This window comes from Mycolicibacterium novocastrense (assembly GCF_001570485.1).
Classification (GTDB): Bacteria; Actinomycetota; Actinomycetes; order Mycobacteriales; family Mycobacteriaceae; genus Mycobacterium; species Mycobacterium novocastrense.
Genome location: NZ_BCTA01000023.1, coordinates 22,760 through 37,605, shown reverse-complemented (window position 1 = coordinate 37,605; position 14,846 = coordinate 22,760). Strand labels below are relative to the sequence as shown.

The following is a 14,846-nucleotide window of genomic DNA, read 5'->3' as shown; positions in this document are numbered from 1 at the left end:
CGGCAGTCCGGTCAATGTGCTGGTTTACGACGCCTCACGCGCCTATGGGGGGCCCGGGTTCGGCTATTTCGAGTTTGCGCTCGTCGGGGTCCCGCTGGTGCTGGTGACCATCCGAGTGGCTGTGGCTTTCGGCCCTCGGCTTCTGCCCGACCGCGAGTCGACGACCTTGCCCAGCGATTTCAGTGACTACCTACCGCGCATCGTCGACCATTGGGGTTTGGACCGTCGCCTGTTCCGGTTGACGGTCGGTGAGCGGTCGGCGGCGATCAACGTGCCGGCGCGCGATCTCGTCGCCGCGCACGGCGCAGGCACCGGCTCGTCAGCCGGTGACCAGCTGACCTTGGTGACCACCCAGACACACGGCGGTCGGATCGCCGACGACCATCACCGGCTGGAACCCGGGGACGTGCTCGTCGTCGAGGGCGATGACGAGATCGTCGCCGCGTTCGCCGACCACGCCGGATGCTCGATCGAGCACCTGGTGACCCGGCCCGACGACGACCTGCTGGGCCGCGACAGCGGTCTCGCGGAGCTGGTGATCCCCCCTCGATCAAACTGGTTGGGCGTAAAGGCTTTCCCCGGACTATCCGTTGCCGGGGTCACCGTTTTGTCGGTGCATCGAATGAACGCCGACGCCGGCCCACGTGTCGTCGAGCTGTCCCAAGGTGACACCATCCTGGTGCGTGGCCAATGGTCCGCGATCGACCGGTTGACCGCCTCCGGCATGCTGGTCGTCGATTCGACCGAGGACGTACGGCGGCAGACCGTCGCGCTGGACCGCTCGGCGCCCCGAGCGCTTGCTGTGCTCGCGGCGATGGTCGGTTTGCTCGTGACCGGGATTGTGCCGCCGGCGGTGGCGGCCTTGCTGGCTGCACTGGCCATGGTGGCGTTGCGCGTGGTGCGGACAGACCTGGTGTACCGCGCGATTCCGTGGCAGACGATCATCGTCATCGGCGCGCTCATCCCGCTGTCCACGGCGATCCAGACCAGCGGGGCCGCAGAGCAGATCGCCACGCCGATCGTCGACGTGGTGGGAAGCCACAGCCCATATTTACTGCTGAGCCTGCTGTTCGTGCTCACCGCGCTTCTCGGCCAGTTCATCTCGAATGTCGCCACGGTGTTGGTCGTGATACCGATCGCGGTGGCGGCCGCGGTCGACAGCGGTGTCTCGGTACAGGCGACGCTGATTCTGGTGGCGCTCGCGGGGGCGGCATCTTTACTCACTCCGATTGCGACACCGGCCAATATGATCGTGATGCATCCTGGTGGTTATCGTTTCAGCGACTACTGGCGGCTCGGCATTGTCACGATGGTGGCGTGGTTCGTTGTCGCGATGGTGGTGATCCCGTTGTGGTGGCCACTTGGGTGACGAATCTGCCCGAACCGTCGCGCGCGACGCGACATCGTCGAACTATGGAGCTATGACGGAGTCATTGAGGGGACGGTCCAACAAGGTCAGCATCGTCGGTATGGGCGGTGTCGGTACCGCGATCGCCTATGCCTGCCTGATTCGCGGATCTGCGGGATCTCTGAGCCTCTACGACATCGACGCCAAGAAGCTCCGCGCCGAAGTGCTCGATCTGAACCACGGCAGCCAATTCGTTCCGCACTGCCCGATCAACGGTTCTGACGACGTCGGCGTCACCGCCGGTTCCAAGGTCGTGATCGTCACGGCCGGCGCCAAACAGCATGAGGGCCAGAGCCGGCTGGACCTCGCGACCAGCAATGTAGCGATGGCCCAGGCGTTGACCCCGCAACTGCTCGAGCACTCGCCCGACGCGATCATCATCTTGGTCACCAATCCGGTCGACATCGTCACCTATGCGGCGGTTCGTTCAGTCGACATCCCCTCGGGACGGATCTTCGGATCCGGGACCGTGTTGGATTCCAGCAGGTTTCGCTATCTCATTGCCGAGCGCGCCGATCTGGCCATCGCCAATGTGCACGGATACATCGTCGGCGAACACGGCGACTCGCAGATCTCGTTGTGGTCGACCGTGTCGATCGGCGGTGTGCCTGCCGAGCATTTCCGCATCGGCGGCGCGGCGGTGTTCGACGAAGCCACGCGCAACCAGATCTCGGCGGACGTCGTCAATGCCGCCTACGAGATCATCGCCGGAAAGGGCGCGACCAGCCTGGCCATCGGGTTGTCGACCGCGCGAATCGTCGAGGCGATCCTGGGTGACCAGCACCGCGTGCTGCCGGTGTCGACCGTGCAGAACGGCGTATACGGGATCAGCGATGTGTGCCTGTCACTGCCGACGGTCGTGACCGCCGCGGGTGCCGGTCAGGTACTCGAGCTGTCCCTCTCGGAGTCCGAACTCGCGGGCCTGCGGGCGTCTGCGGCAACCCTGAAGCAGGCGCAGACGTCGTTGGGCCTGTAGTCACATCGGAAGTGGAGGCGAAGATCGACAACCGACGAAGCGGTCTGCCCGATCTCGACGCGCTGGTCGACGCGACACCCGCCAGCCGCGATCGAGTCGTCGACTTCTTACGGGCGGCGAGCATCTGCGTCGTCGTCCTGTGGCATTGGTCGCTTTCGATCACCCACTGGGACGGCGACTACGCGCTCGTCATGCCCAATCCGATCGGCTACGTACCGGGCAAATGGATGGCGACGTGGGTGCTGCAGGTGATGCCCGTGTTCTTCTTCGTCGGCGGCTACGCCAACCTCGCGGGTTGGGAGGCGGTCACCCGGGCGGGCGGCGGTGCGGCGAAGTTCCTCGGGGCACGGATGCGACGGCTGCTGACACCACTCGTACCGTTCCTGGCGGTCTGGCTGGTCTTCGATCTCATCGTGCAGGCCACCGGTCGGCGCGGTGTACTCGAGTGGGGCATCGTCGTGTTCGTCCCCCTGTGGTTCATCGGCGTCTACGCCGGGGTCGTCGCCGCCGTACCGCTGACGGCCCGCCTGCATCAGGCTTGGGGCTGGCGGGTATTGGCGGTCCTCGCCGCGCTGGTCCTCGGTTGCGATTTCCTGCGGCTCGGCCTGGACTGGGGCGGGCCGGCCCCGGGTTTGGTCGGTTCGGCCTGCGTGTGGCTGTTCTGCCACCAGCTCGGCTACTTCTGGCGCGACGGAACGCTGATTGCCGGCGGCCGCCGACTCGCGGCCGCGGTGGCCGCTGCGGGTTTCACCGGACTGGTCGTCCTGACCACGTTCGGGCCCTACTCGCGGTCGATGGTCGCCGTGCAGGGCGAGGACACCAGCAACATGTTTCCGACAACGGCGCCGATCGCGGCGCTAGCCACCTTCCAGCTCGGGCTTGTGATGCTCGGCCGGCCTCGGCTCAACGCCTGGCTGCAGCGCCGCGGACCCTGGCGGGCGGTGGTGGCGGCCAACGGCGTGACCATGCCCGTGTTCACCTGGCACATGACCGCGCTCGTGGTGTTCTTGTGGCTATATGAGCGAGCGGGATTCGTATTGTCGAGCGAGCCGACTGCGGCGTGGTGGCTCACCCGACCCGTGTGGATCGTGGGCCCGGCCTTGGTGCTCGCCGTGATCTTGGCCGTGCTTGCTGCGAGTCGACTCACCGTCCGCCGGTGGTTCTTTCGCGATCGGCAGGTGTGAGCGCGACCAAGGCCGCGCCGACGGTGAACAGCGTCAGCCACTGGGTCCACGGCATCTCCTCGAGCACGTTGAGCATGCCGAACTCGCCGTCGGAATAGGTGGCGTTGGCCACAAGCCAATGCCCCACCACGACAAGGCCTATCGCCGACACTCGGTAGAAGTCCACCGACAGGTCGCGCTCTCCCATACCCGCCTCCGGTCTGGTCACCTCAGCCGCGCATGACGAGGGCGAGATCACGGTTGTCCATCCAGCGCTGCTCGGCGGGCCGCTGCGCATCCTCCTCGATCAGCGTCGGGTAACTAGTGAGGTCGGTGAATCGCAGTGTGCCGGATTGGAATCCGATCATGGCGCTGGCCCGCCCGCCGGCTTCGAGCTGCTCGGAGAGGAATTCCATACAGCGTGCGGTCATGATCGTCGTCTGTATCCGGTCGAACGGCGAGGGGTTGCCACCTTCCTGGGCGTGGCCGAGGGTTTCCGCCCGGGCGTCGAACAGGCCTCCGCCTTCCTTTTGGAACAGCGACGTGATGAACTCCGTGGTGTAGACGCGATCGGAACCTTCGCTGCGGACAATCAAACCAACCCTCTTACCACCTCGGAACCTGGCCGTGAGGGCGTGGACATCGGCGGTGAGGCCGTCCAGTGTGATGCCGTCTTCCGGTAGGTAGATCCGGTCGGCGCCGGTGGCCAACCCGCCGACCAGAGCGAGAAACCCGCAGTCGTGGCCCATCACTTCGACTACGAAGACTCGCCGGGTAGCGACCGCGGACCCCCGTATCTTGTCGACATCGGCGACAATGCTGTTGAGCGCCGTGTCGCTGCCGATGCTCAACTCAGTTCCGGGCACATCGTTGTTGATGGTCATCGGCATACACACGATCGGAATGTCGAGAGCAGGGTATTCGTCCCGGTGCCGCTGCAGCTCGTACGCGGCCCGGTAGCCGGCCCACCCACCGGCCACGAGGAGCCCGTTGATTCGTTGGGCCGCAATCTGTTCGGCGATCTGAGCGATGGCACCGGCCCCGGGAACGTAGCGATTGGTGCCGATCTCGGCGCCTCCCTCCGACACCCAGCCGCTGACGTCCATCCAGCCCATCTCGTGAACGTCACCGTCGCGTAGCCCAACAAATCCGTTGTTGGCCGCAAGGATGGTGTAACCCCGGTCGAGACCGATCCGAACGGCGACGCGCACGGCAGCGTTCATCCCGGGCGCCGGTCCGCCGCCGTGTACCACCGCGATCCGACAGCCTCGGTCCGGGTCGTTTCGCGGCGCGGCCTGCTGGATCGTCTGCAGAATCCGGTATGACTCTCCGAAACTCCCGCCGCGCAGCTTCATCGTGCCGTCGTAGTCATGTGACTTCACGCGTTCGGCAACCTCTTGCGTGCGCGCGACGCATTCCATCAGTGGCGAGGTGATCACCCGGTTCCCCTGCAACCCGATCAGCTGGGCGGGTCCGTGTGGCTCGTCGGCGAACAGCCGTTCCACAGCGCGATAGCCGAACTGCGTGGCCAGGTATCGGTCGAAAGCGCTTGGTGCGCCGCCACGTTGCACATGCCCCAGCACGGTGACTCTGACGTCCTCACCGAGCTCGTCCTCCAGCAGCGTCCGAACCTGCTCCGCGGTGATCGGAATGCCGTCGCGGTCGCGCGCACCCTCTGCGACCACGACCACGCTGTGGCGACGACCGATGGAGCGGCCGGCCTTGATGTCCCGACACATCTGCGCACGCCAGTCCGCGCTCGGCGGGTGCTCCGGGATGAGGACCCAACTCGCCGCCGTGGCCAGCGATGACATCAGCGCGAGGTAGCCGCAATTGCGTCCCATCACTTCGACCACGAATGTGCGCTGGTGGCTGGCCGCTGTGCTGTGCAGGGCGTCCAATGCGTCGATGATCCGGTGCAAGGCGGTGTCGGCGCCGACCGTCATGTCGGTGCCCGACATGTCGTTGTCGATCGATCCGACCAGACCAGCAAGCCTCAGGAAGGGATGTTTGTCCGCCGTGTCTTGCGTAATAGTCCCGGCATCAACCAGTTCAGCGAGCAGCTCGGCCCACTCCTGACGGAACAGGTTGGCACCGGCAAGACTTCCGTCGCCGCCGATCACCACGAGCGCGTCGATTCCGCGCTCGACCATGTTGCGGGCGGCCTCGCGGCGGCCTTCGCGGGTCCTGAACCGCTTCGATCGGGCGGTCCCGATGACGGTGCCGCCCAGGTGCAAAATCCCATCGGCGGCAGACGGTTCCATGCGCCGAATGAGGTCACCGCCGGTGACGAGGCCGTGATATCCCTCATGAACAGCGAACACGTCGATGCCCCGGTGGGCAGCGGTGAGGACGACCGCGCGCACAGCCGCGTTCATGCCAGCAGCGTCACCGCCGCTGGTCAGGACGGCGATGCTCGATGGTGCAGACTTGACTTCAGACATCTCGTCGGCCTCCGTGCCGCTCGCGGATGAACACTCCGTTGGCTGTGCTGATCATCGCGTATTGCGGCAGGCGACGCGGTCCCGGGGGAAAGGCACAACCCCGATGGTGCCCCCGCACCCGGTGCTTCGTCGCCATGATGCGAATCTTCGCTCCCGGAAAATTGCGGCAGGGGCATCCCCCGGTTTGCGCAGCGGCGACCTAAGCCGCATTTAGCGCGCATTCCGGTCGGCGATCGCTCGATTCGTCATACCGTGAGCGGATGACAGATCAGATACCCGCAGTGAGCACCGGGCATCCACCCGGCGCACTGATGCGCTTTCTCAACCCGTCGCTGCGGTTCCTGTTGCGCACTCCGCTGGCCGGCCCGTTGGGTAATCAGTTCATGGTGCTGAACTTCAGAGGCCGAAAATCCGGGCGGCAGTTCTCGATCCCGGTGACCGCGCACCACATCGACGGCGGGCTCTACGCGATAGCCAACACGGTGTGGAAGAACAATTTCCGGGACGGCGCGGACGCGGAGGTGGTGCACAGAGGCACGGCGCGGAAGATGCGTGGCGACCTCATCACCGATCCGGGGGTGGTGGCCGATTTGGCGCAGCGGCTCGCACAGTCTTACGGCCCCAGGCGTGCGCAGACGACCATGGGTCTGAAGTTCCGCGACGGAGGCATTCCGTCGGTCGAGGATTTCGCAGAGGCGGTGCGGCGGGAGGGCATCGCTGCAGTGCGGTTCAGCCCCGCGTGACCGAAATGTCTGCCCTTCGCCCCCCGGTCAGCCGGCGTCGACCGAAAGGCTCTGCTCGAAGTCGAACACGTTCTGAGGATCGTATTTCGCCTTGATCGCGCGCAACCGCCCCACATTGTCGCCCCAGTACGCCGATTCCCATCCCGGCATACCGGCGTTCGGGACATTGACGTAGGCGCCACTTACATACGGCTTCAGGGCTTCCGCGAACTCGGCGCACCACGTCAGGCACCCGTCCGTCAGCGGATCGTCGGAGGCCGAGACCCCGCCGCGGATACCCCACCCCGCACCGGGTTCGGCGTAGAACAGCGCATCGCGGTGCGCGAACGCGGAACCACCGGGCGGCTCACTTGTCCGCACTGCGCCACCGAAGGCATTGGTGAAATAGTTGCAGTCCGGTGTCGGAGCCCTCGACATGAACGATGCGACGAGGTCGATGGCTTCCGGCGGATACGGCTCATAGATGAACTGCGACAGGAACTTCCAGTTCGCGGCTTCGTCGGCGGGTGGTATCTGGAAGCCAGCGTAGACATCCGCCCACCGCGCGTCGGCGGTCGAGATGTGCGGCTTGCCGACAGCGAGGATCGGCGCCAGCATCTGCTTGGCATCGGTCTCGGACCCGTCGGTCAGTACCGCGACCAGCACTATCTCCTCGCGGCGGATCTCCAACTGGCTGGTGAGCCGATCGTCGACGTGTGGGGCGCTGTGCTGCCATGCGTCGAAGACCGGCGGCAGCTGCTCGAGCCCCGACCACGTCGCCACGACATGGATGGCTTGCGTCAAGGGATGGATGCGGTAGGTCAGCGATGTGACAATGCCGAAATTGCCGTTGCCGGCGCCGCGTAATGCCCACAACAGATGGGGGTTGTTCTGCTCGTCGGTGATGATCGCCGTCGCGCCGTCGTCGCCCGAAGCCACGACGACTTCCGCCGCGAGCAGATTGTCGGACGCCATACCGTATCGGCGGGTGAGCAGACCGAAGCCGCCGCCGAGGGTCGCACCGACAAGCCCGACGGTACCTTCGGTTCCCGTCGGCGCGGCGAAACCGGCCGCGCCGAGCGCTGTGACCGTTTCCAACTGCGTGAGTCCGGCGCCGACGGTGGCAACCTGTGAGGCCGCGTCGATGGCGGTCGACTTCATCCGGCTCACATCGATCACCAGGCCGTGGTCGACAGCCGACCAGCCCTCCAGGCTGTGCCGTCCGCTACGTACCCGCAGGGGCACACCGTTGCGTCGCGCCCATGCCACGGCGTTCACCACATCCTGTGCGCCGGTGCAGAACACGACCGCATCGGGTTGCGGAGAGAACAGGTGGTTGTAGCCGATTCGGGCTGCGTCGTAGCCCGAATCGCCAGGCCGCACAACGTCTCCCGTCAGCGTTTCGGTCGATCCTTCAGTGCTTGAAGACATTGAGTTCTCCGGGTACGGTCTCGAGGACGTCACGGTTGAACATGCGCAGCTTGACGAAGTACAACCCACCGAGGACGAACAACCCGCCCACGATCACCGTCAGAACGGGCGCCGAGGGAGTGTTTGAGCTCCGGTTCGTAGCCGCACTCCTCACAAATTCGTCGGCAAGTTCGTCGTCCGGTGCGACCGCTGTCATGGATTGACCTTCCGAAGGCTGAGGACAGTGAAACGAACGTACAGACCGGCGCGAAAATAAGCGCGGAATTGACGTCTATGGAATATTCGGTGCCCTACTGTTCATCTAGTGCAGGAGGGGCGGATGACCACAGAGGACGTCGTGCATGGTCGGTCCGCCGAGGACGAGTCTCGGGAATGCGGCTACACGCCTGAGCTGAAGCAGTCTCGGCTCGTTTCAGGTGTTCGCGATCTCGTTCGCGTTCATCTCGGTCGCCGTCGGCGTATTCGCCAGTTATGGTGCGGTGCTTCAGAGTTCGGGACCTGTCGGCATCTGGCTGTGGTTGGTTGCGGCGGTCGGGCAGACGCTCGTAGCTTTGGTGGTCGCGCAGTTCGCCGCCCGTATCGCGCTGAGCGGGTCCTCCTATCAGTGGGCGTCGAGGTTGGCGAACCCGAAGGTCGGCTGGTTCTTCGGGTGGCTGACGTTCTGGTTTCTGGCCATCGGAGTGGTGGCGATGGACAATGCGCTCGCCAGTCAAGCGCTGATGCCGCTGCTGGGCATCGCACCGGATGAGGATGTCGCCCGGCTGATCACGCTGGCGCTGCTGGCGATGCAAACGGTGCTCGTCATCGCATCGACCCGACTGCTCGGCGTGGTCACTTCGACCGCGGTCGCACTCGAGTTGACGATCGTCGTCGTGCTGGTGATCGTCCTGGGGGCGGTGATGGTGCACAGCGGCAGCGCAACCGTCGACAATGTCGTCTCGCGGGGTGTCGCCGCCGGCGCATCCGACTACTTCGCGATCGGTGGCGGCTTGATGGCGGGGATGGTGATGGGACTGGTGACGCTGGTCGGATTCGACTCGGCGGCCAATCTGGCCGAGGAGGCCAAGGATCCGTACCGCAGTGTCCCCCGGGCGATCGTCTCCTCGGTGATCGCGTCGGCTGTCCTGGGCTTCATCTTCATCTTCGTTCTCACCGTCGCGATCAAGAGCATCCCCGAGGTCAGCACCAGCGAATCACCCGTCGCCATGATCATTCGCGGTCAGCTGGGGCCCGTCACGGAGCGAATCCTGTTGTCGGGTATCGCGTTCGCGATGTTCGGTGCGGCGATGGTGATGCTGGCCTCGTGCTCACGCATCGTTTTTGCCATGGCACGCGATTCACGCTTTCCCGGCTATACCCTGTTCCGGCGGGTCAACCCGAGAACACGTACACCGATTCCCGCGACCGTGCTGATGTTCGTCGTGGGTGTCGCCCTCATGGTGGCGCTGCCCGGTCAGGCGCTGCTGCAGCTGATCGTCGGGTCGACGATCCTGCCGGCGCTGATCTATGGAGCCATCACGGTGCTGTACCTGTCGGTGCGAAAGCGGTTGGGCAGCAGGGAGGGTGCGTTCGGACTAGGCCGCTTCGAGGTACCCGTGGCGATCGCCGCCCTCGTCTGGGTGGTGTTCTCGTTGGTCGCGCTGATGTCACCCTCGGATTCCCTGGTCCCCGACCTGATCGTCCTCGGCGTCGTGTCGGCGGGCGGGCTGTACTTCGCCAAGATGTTGATCTTCAACCGTGAGGTGCTCGAGACCGAGCCCGGAGATCCTGACGCGTTCTGAGTGGGAACCGCCCAGCTGGAAACCGGTGCGCGGATTGTGTCCTAGCGCCCAGATCCCGGTGTGCAATCTTCGACTACGGCTGCTCCAACAGCCGCAGGGGGTGCAGGCCGTCGACGGCGCCGACAAACGGCGGATGGATGCTGTAGCCGATCATCCGGCGGATGTCATCGGAGACCTCGCGCGCCGTATCGCGCGATATGGAGAGCGTGAAGGCCTCCATCGGCCGCAGCCACGGCTGGCAGTACTGGGCGGTGACGGCCAGTCGCGCGGCGTCGGTGGTGTTGGCGCCGCCGCCGTGCCAGAGGGTGCCGACGAAAAAAACGCAGGAGCCGGCGGGCATGACGACGGGTATCGCGGGGTCGTCCGGTTCGGGGCGACGCCTGCCCCAGCGGTGACTGCCGGGGTAGAGCACCGTGGCGCCGTTGTCGGCGGTGAAATCGTCGATCGCCCAGATGGTCGCGGCGGCAAGGGGTTCGCGTGGTCGCGGGATCGGGTAGAAGCCGTCGTCGTGGTGGGCCAACTGCGCGGTCTCGCCGGGCTGGATGTTGATGGCCTGTAGGGCCGACAGCAGGTAGTTGTCCATCAGCAGCCGATCGAGGACCGCCAACACCCGCGGATGGTCGACCAACCGGTCGCACACCCGAGTCCTGCTCAGCAGGCTGTAGACGCGCTGGGTGCGGTGTCCTTCGAACGAGTTGCGGCCCGTGTGCGCGAGCCACGGCGCGACCGTCTCCTTGATCTGCGCGCACTCGTCGGCGCTGAGCAGGTTTTCCCAGATGAGATAGCCGTCGCGGTCGAGCGCCGCCATATCGGCGTCGACGACCGCCGGGTCGACCGAGGCGCCGCCGGTGGCTGTCCATTTGTGCCGGCGCGCCAAATCACTGCGCAGGTCATCGAGCGTGGTGACCGGGTCATCGTCGATGCTCATCAGCGGCCCTCCCCTGCGTATCGGTCGGCCTACCCAAACACTGGACCTCGCGCGGGCAGTGGTCAAGGACCTGCGGCGCTGTGGCGTTGTCCTACACCGGTGAGCGGGCGCTCGCCGCCCGCAGTGCCCTCAGATCAACAGCGCTTGGTTCCGCACGGCGGCGAGGTGGTGCAGCAGCGCCTCGTTGCGGCCGAAGACGACGTGGTCGACGCCGGCCGTCAGACCGCGCTGGCACGCCTCGGCCATCGGAAAGTCCTGTCCTTCGAGAACCTGGGCGGCGCCATCGAGTCCCATCTTGTACCAGGCGCGTTCGTCGTCGGTGACCGGTTCCGCGGGTGCCGAGATGGACAGGTAGAGCACGGTCTCGCCCGGATTGCTGCCGGGGTAGGCGCGCAGCATCTGCGACGTGCCCGGCGCCTCGATCAGCACGCAGCTGGGAAACAGCCCGTACACCACGGTGCCGAAGAACTGGTCGGGCCAGTCGGTTTCTGAGAGATCTCGGTACTGCACGATGTCGCGGAACGGGAAGGCCCAGCGGATATTCCGGCCGTAGATGTCGTAGACCGAGTTGTTCGATGCCAACGGGTCCAAGGTGTCGGCATGGACGAAGGGAAAGTGGTAACCCTCGAAGTTCACGTCGACAGCGAGCTTCCAGTTGCATGCGATGTCGTAGCGCCGGGTCTCCACGTGGAACACCCGGTCAAAGGCGTAGTCGGACAACGGCGTCGCGATACCGTCCAGCGCCGTCGACACATCGACGTCGGCCGACAGTCCCACGACCAGAAGCCCACCCTGCATGCTGATGGGCAACGAGATCAGGCCGCGGTCTTCGAGGTCTGCTCCGGCGAACATCGTGCGGGCGGGCGCCCCCTTGAGCCGACCGTCCAGGCCGTAGGTCCAGCCGTGATAGGGACAGGTGAGCGTTCGCGTTGCACCGCAGCCGTCGGCCACCTGCGCGCCTCGATGTGCGCAGCCATTGATGAACGCGCGCAGCGCACCGTCCTGCGCCCGTGTCACCAGAACGGGTGTGCCCATCACATCCTTCGTCACATACGAGCCGGGGGCGGCGACCTCGCCTTCCCAGCCGATCACGTGGGGCACGCTACGCAGCATGCGAATGTCGGCCTCGTAACGGTCGCGGTCGACGTAGGCGCTGCGCGGTTCGCGCCACACCTGATCGGCGATGTCGAGGCTTTCGTTCTCGAAGTGCTTGAGAACGCGGCGGGTGAGCTCGAGAGCTTCTTGTCGTGGCACGGGATTACCTCAGTAACGGACGGGATCGTCGACAAGGGATGCGCGCAGCGCGCGGACCTGACTGGCGAAGAAGCGCTGCGCCACAGAGGTATTCGGGGCGATCAGATCGAAAGCGTGGAACGCGCCATCGGCGATCTCCTCGTGGACGTCGACACCGGCGTCCCGTAACCGCTGCACGTAGGCCCGGCATTCGTCGTGGAAGAGGTCGAGGGTCCCGACGCCGATCCACGCCGGGGCCAGCCCGGACAGGTCGGCGCGGCGCGCCGGGACCGCCGCCTCGGGGTCGGCACCGGCGAGGTACCACTGCCAGGCGGTGCGGTTGTCGCGCGCAGTCCACATCACCCGGCGCCGGGACTCCGCAGGGGTCCGATCATCGAGCATCGGGTAGACCAGCATCTGCAGTGCGAGTTCGACGTCGCCGCGGTCATGGGCGAGCTGCGCCACCGCCGCGGCGAATCCGCCGCCCGCGCTGGCCCCGCCGACGGCGACCCGCGCCGGATCCACCCACGGCTGCCGGGTCAGCCATTGCAGTGCGGTGTAACAGTCTTCGAGCGGCGCCGGGTATGGATGCTCCGGCGCGAGGCGATGATCCACCGCGACGACCGCCACGTCGGTGAAGTTGGCCAGCTTCCTGCAGAACCGATCCTCCTGTGCCGCAGAGCCCATCACGGTTCCGCCGCCGTGGATCCACAACAGCGCCGGAGCGGGCGGCGCGCTACCGCGCGGACGGTGAACACGGACGGCGACGTCGCTGTTCACGCGGGCCACTTCGACGCCGCGCATCCGCCCGGTGTACCCGGCGAGCGCCATCAATGCGCGCGGCACCGCCAAACCTCGGTGCAGCGCATAACCTTTCGGCAGGATCCGCGCGATCCGTCGCAGTTCCGGGTCGATCTGTGCGTAGTCGATGTCACCCACTGGCCGCTACCGCCTCGGCCGGTGCCGGGATCGTCTGGCCGGCGCGCAGGAAGCTACCGGTCCGGACCGTGCCGACCAGCTCCGTCGGGACGCCGTCGCGCACGACCGTGCGGCCGGCGACCAGCACCGCCGTGACCGCGTCGTCGTTGCGGTTGATCATGCGGCTCAGCCCCCCGTACTGATCGACGGTCTCCTCGGCGTAGGCGTCGAGCGATTCGTCCAGGTGCGCGGGGTCGATCACGGCCACGTCGGCGCGATCCCCGACCCGCAGATGGCCCGCGTCCAGCGAATACCAGTCGGCCAGTTCGCCCGTCAGTCGGTGCACGGCGTACTCGACCGTCATGAACTCCGCACCGGCCTCGGCGCTCTGCTGGACATGGCGCAGCAGGCGCAGATTGCAGTTGTAGAAGGCCATGTTGCGCAGGTGGGCCCCGGCGTCGGAAAAACCGACCTGAATACCCGGGTCGACAGCGAGTTTCTTCAGGATCCTGGGCCGGTGGTTGGAGATGACGGTGCGCCAGCGCAGGGCGCTGCCGTACCGGACCACGAGGTCGAGAAAGGCGTCGACGGGATGCAGACCGCGGTCCAAGCCGACCTGCCCGAAGGTTCTGCCCACCAATGATTCGTCGGGGCAGGCGACGATGTCGGCGTCGAAGAAGTCCCGGTGCCAGGCCCCGATCTTGAACTTGTTGTCGTACTCCTTGCGGAACCGGAGTCGATAGTCCTCGGCCTGTATGAGCTCGTCGCGTTCCACCTCGTCGCGCAGGTGCAGAGCCGCGGCGCCGGCGCCGAGCTCCTCGAAGATCACCAGATCGATGCCGTCGCCGTAGACCTCGAACGGCACTGGCAGGTGCTGCCACCGGAAGTCGCCGCCGAGCCCGTTGACGACTCGCGCTGCGCCGGTGAGGATCTTGTGGCCGATCGGGTTCGACTTGGCGTCGGCGGCAGCCAGAAAGCTCATCTTCAACGGACGGCGCACCCCACCGATCGATCGCACGAGCTGTGCCGCCATCTTCAGCGGATGCTGTATGTCGGGTCCGCTCTGCAGCACCCGGCCGCGCCGGCGCACCAGCCGGGTGAGCCGACGCATCTCCCGCCGTTTCACGTAGGTCGACGGCAGCGTGCGGGAGCGGCAGACATCGCCGTCGAGCCGGTCGAACAGCAGCTGTTGGGAGGACAGGCCGATGAAGCCGGCGTCGAGCGCCTCGGTGAGCCACCGTTCCATCTGCGCGAGTTCTGCCTTCGTCGGCTGATCGTCGTACGTCGTCGCGCGCTCGAGCCCCATGACGGCGGTGCGCATGTCGGAGTGGCCGATGAACGCCGTGATATTCGGCCCGAGGGGCCGCGCCTCGAGGGCCCGGGCGTACTCCTCGGCGGTGGACCAGGTCTTATGCCGATCGATGGCGGCGATGACGTGCTCGCGCGGTATCGCCTCCACCCGGCCGAACAGATCACCCGCGTCGACGCCGCCGACATGCACCGTCGACAGCGAGCACGATCCGACCACCACCGTGGTCACGCCGTGGCGAAGCGACTCGGTCAGGCCCGGACCGTTGAGCACCTCGACGTCGTAATGGGTGTGAATATCGATGAACCCGGGCAGAACCCACTTCCCCCACGCGTCGATCTCCTCGACGCCGCCGATCGGTTCGTCGGTTACCACGGCGACATGGCCGTCGCGGATGCCGAGGTTGCGGATAGCCGACGGACCGCCTGTTCCGTCGAAGTACCGGCCGTTCTTGATCACCACGTCGAAGCTCATCGAGCCTGTGCTCCTCATCGCCGATCGTCACCCCACACAATACAGATGTGAATTAATGT

General features: G+C 66.0%; 12 protein-coding genes and 1 pseudogene. 5 read left to right on the top strand and 8 right to left on the bottom strand.

What is annotated here, in order from left to right; translation table 11 throughout:
• The first annotated feature begins 16 nt into the window (after window positions 1-16).
• Genes RMCN_RS07650 through RMCN_RS07640 form a run of 3 tightly spaced genes read left to right on the top strand, consistent with a single transcriptional unit; the run spans window position 17 to window position 3,568 of the window.
• Complete coding sequence (locus RMCN_RS07650; protein WP_234787606.1) at window positions 17-1,369, top strand: SLC13 family permease; 1,353 nt, start codon at window positions 17-19, stop codon at window positions 1,367-1,369.
• A gap of 52 nt (window positions 1,370-1,421) precedes the next feature.
• Window positions 1,422-2,384 (top strand): L-lactate dehydrogenase, encoded by a 963-nt coding sequence (locus RMCN_RS07645; protein WP_067388163.1) that lies wholly within the window; start codon window positions 1,422-1,424, stop codon window positions 2,382-2,384.
• A gap of 11 nt (window positions 2,385-2,395) precedes the next feature.
• Window positions 2,396-3,568, top strand: a complete 1,173-nt coding sequence (locus tag RMCN_RS07640) for an acyltransferase family protein (protein WP_201028803.1) — start codon at window positions 2,396-2,398, stop codon at window positions 3,566-3,568.
• On the opposite strand, the gene RMCN_RS07635 is transcribed toward RMCN_RS07640, so the two are convergent.
• Together RMCN_RS07635 and RMCN_RS07630 are read right to left on the bottom strand one after the other, a co-directional pair.
• Window positions 3,528-3,755 (bottom strand): hypothetical protein, encoded by a 228-nt coding sequence (locus RMCN_RS07635; protein ID WP_067388161.1) that lies wholly within the window; start codon window positions 3,753-3,755, stop codon window positions 3,528-3,530. The two genes, RMCN_RS07640 and RMCN_RS07635, sit on opposite strands and share 41 nt — an antisense overlap.
• A 22-nt stretch (window positions 3,756-3,777) precedes the next feature.
• Complete coding sequence (locus tag RMCN_RS07630; protein ID WP_067388159.1) at window positions 3,778-5,991, bottom strand: 6-phosphofructokinase; 2,214 nt, start codon at window positions 5,989-5,991, stop codon at window positions 3,778-3,780.
• Between the two features lie 260 nt (window positions 5,992-6,251).
• Between RMCN_RS07630 and RMCN_RS07625 the strand changes: the two genes are divergently transcribed.
• Entirely contained in the window at window positions 6,252-6,734 is a 483-nt protein-coding gene (locus RMCN_RS07625) for a hypothetical protein (RefSeq protein ID WP_067388157.1), read from the top strand.
• A 27-nt stretch (window positions 6,735-6,761) separates the two neighbouring features.
• Here RMCN_RS07625 and RMCN_RS07620 read toward each other — a convergent pair whose 3' ends face one another.
• Both RMCN_RS07620 and RMCN_RS07615 read right to left on the bottom strand, forming a co-directional pair.
• On the bottom strand, window positions 6,762-8,144 hold the full coding sequence (locus RMCN_RS07620; protein ID WP_067388155.1) for an FAD-binding oxidoreductase: 1,383 nt from the start codon (window positions 8,142-8,144) through the stop codon (window positions 6,762-6,764).
• Window positions 8,128-8,340: a hypothetical protein gene (locus RMCN_RS07615; RefSeq protein ID WP_067388153.1), complete on the bottom strand. Its 213-nt coding sequence runs from the start codon at window positions 8,338-8,340 to the stop codon at window positions 8,128-8,130. The genes RMCN_RS07620 and RMCN_RS07615 overlap by 17 nt, the downstream gene beginning before the upstream one ends.
• Before the next feature lie 123 nt (window positions 8,341-8,463).
• On the opposite strand from RMCN_RS07615, the pseudogene RMCN_RS07610 reads away from it, so the two are divergent.
• Window positions 8,464-9,925, top strand: a pseudogene (locus RMCN_RS07610) (APC family permease).
• Window positions 9,926-9,998: 73 nt separating this feature from the next.
• Here the strand turns inward: RMCN_RS07610 and RMCN_RS07605 are convergent.
• The 4 genes from RMCN_RS07605 to RMCN_RS07590 form a co-directional block, all read right to left on the bottom strand.
• Window positions 9,999-10,853, bottom strand: a complete 855-nt coding sequence (locus tag RMCN_RS07605) for a phytanoyl-CoA dioxygenase family protein (RefSeq protein WP_064348716.1) — start codon at window positions 10,851-10,853, stop codon at window positions 9,999-10,001.
• Between the two features lie 129 nt (window positions 10,854-10,982).
• Window positions 10,983-12,107: an aromatic ring-hydroxylating oxygenase subunit alpha gene (locus RMCN_RS07600; RefSeq protein ID WP_067388151.1), complete on the bottom strand. Its 1,125-nt coding sequence runs from the start codon at window positions 12,105-12,107 to the stop codon at window positions 10,983-10,985.
• A gap of 9 nt (window positions 12,108-12,116) precedes the next feature.
• Window positions 12,117-13,025: an alpha/beta hydrolase gene (locus tag RMCN_RS07595; RefSeq protein ID WP_067388149.1), complete on the bottom strand. Its 909-nt coding sequence runs from the start codon at window positions 13,023-13,025 to the stop codon at window positions 12,117-12,119.
• Window positions 13,018-14,787 carry an N-acyl-D-amino-acid deacylase family protein gene (locus RMCN_RS07590; RefSeq protein WP_067388147.1) on the bottom strand — a complete coding sequence of 590 codons (1,770 nt, stop codon included), beginning with the start codon at window positions 14,785-14,787 and terminating at the stop codon, window positions 13,018-13,020. Before RMCN_RS07590 ends, RMCN_RS07595 begins: the two co-directional genes overlap by 8 nt.
• Between the last annotated feature and the right edge of the window lie 59 nt (window positions 14,788-14,846).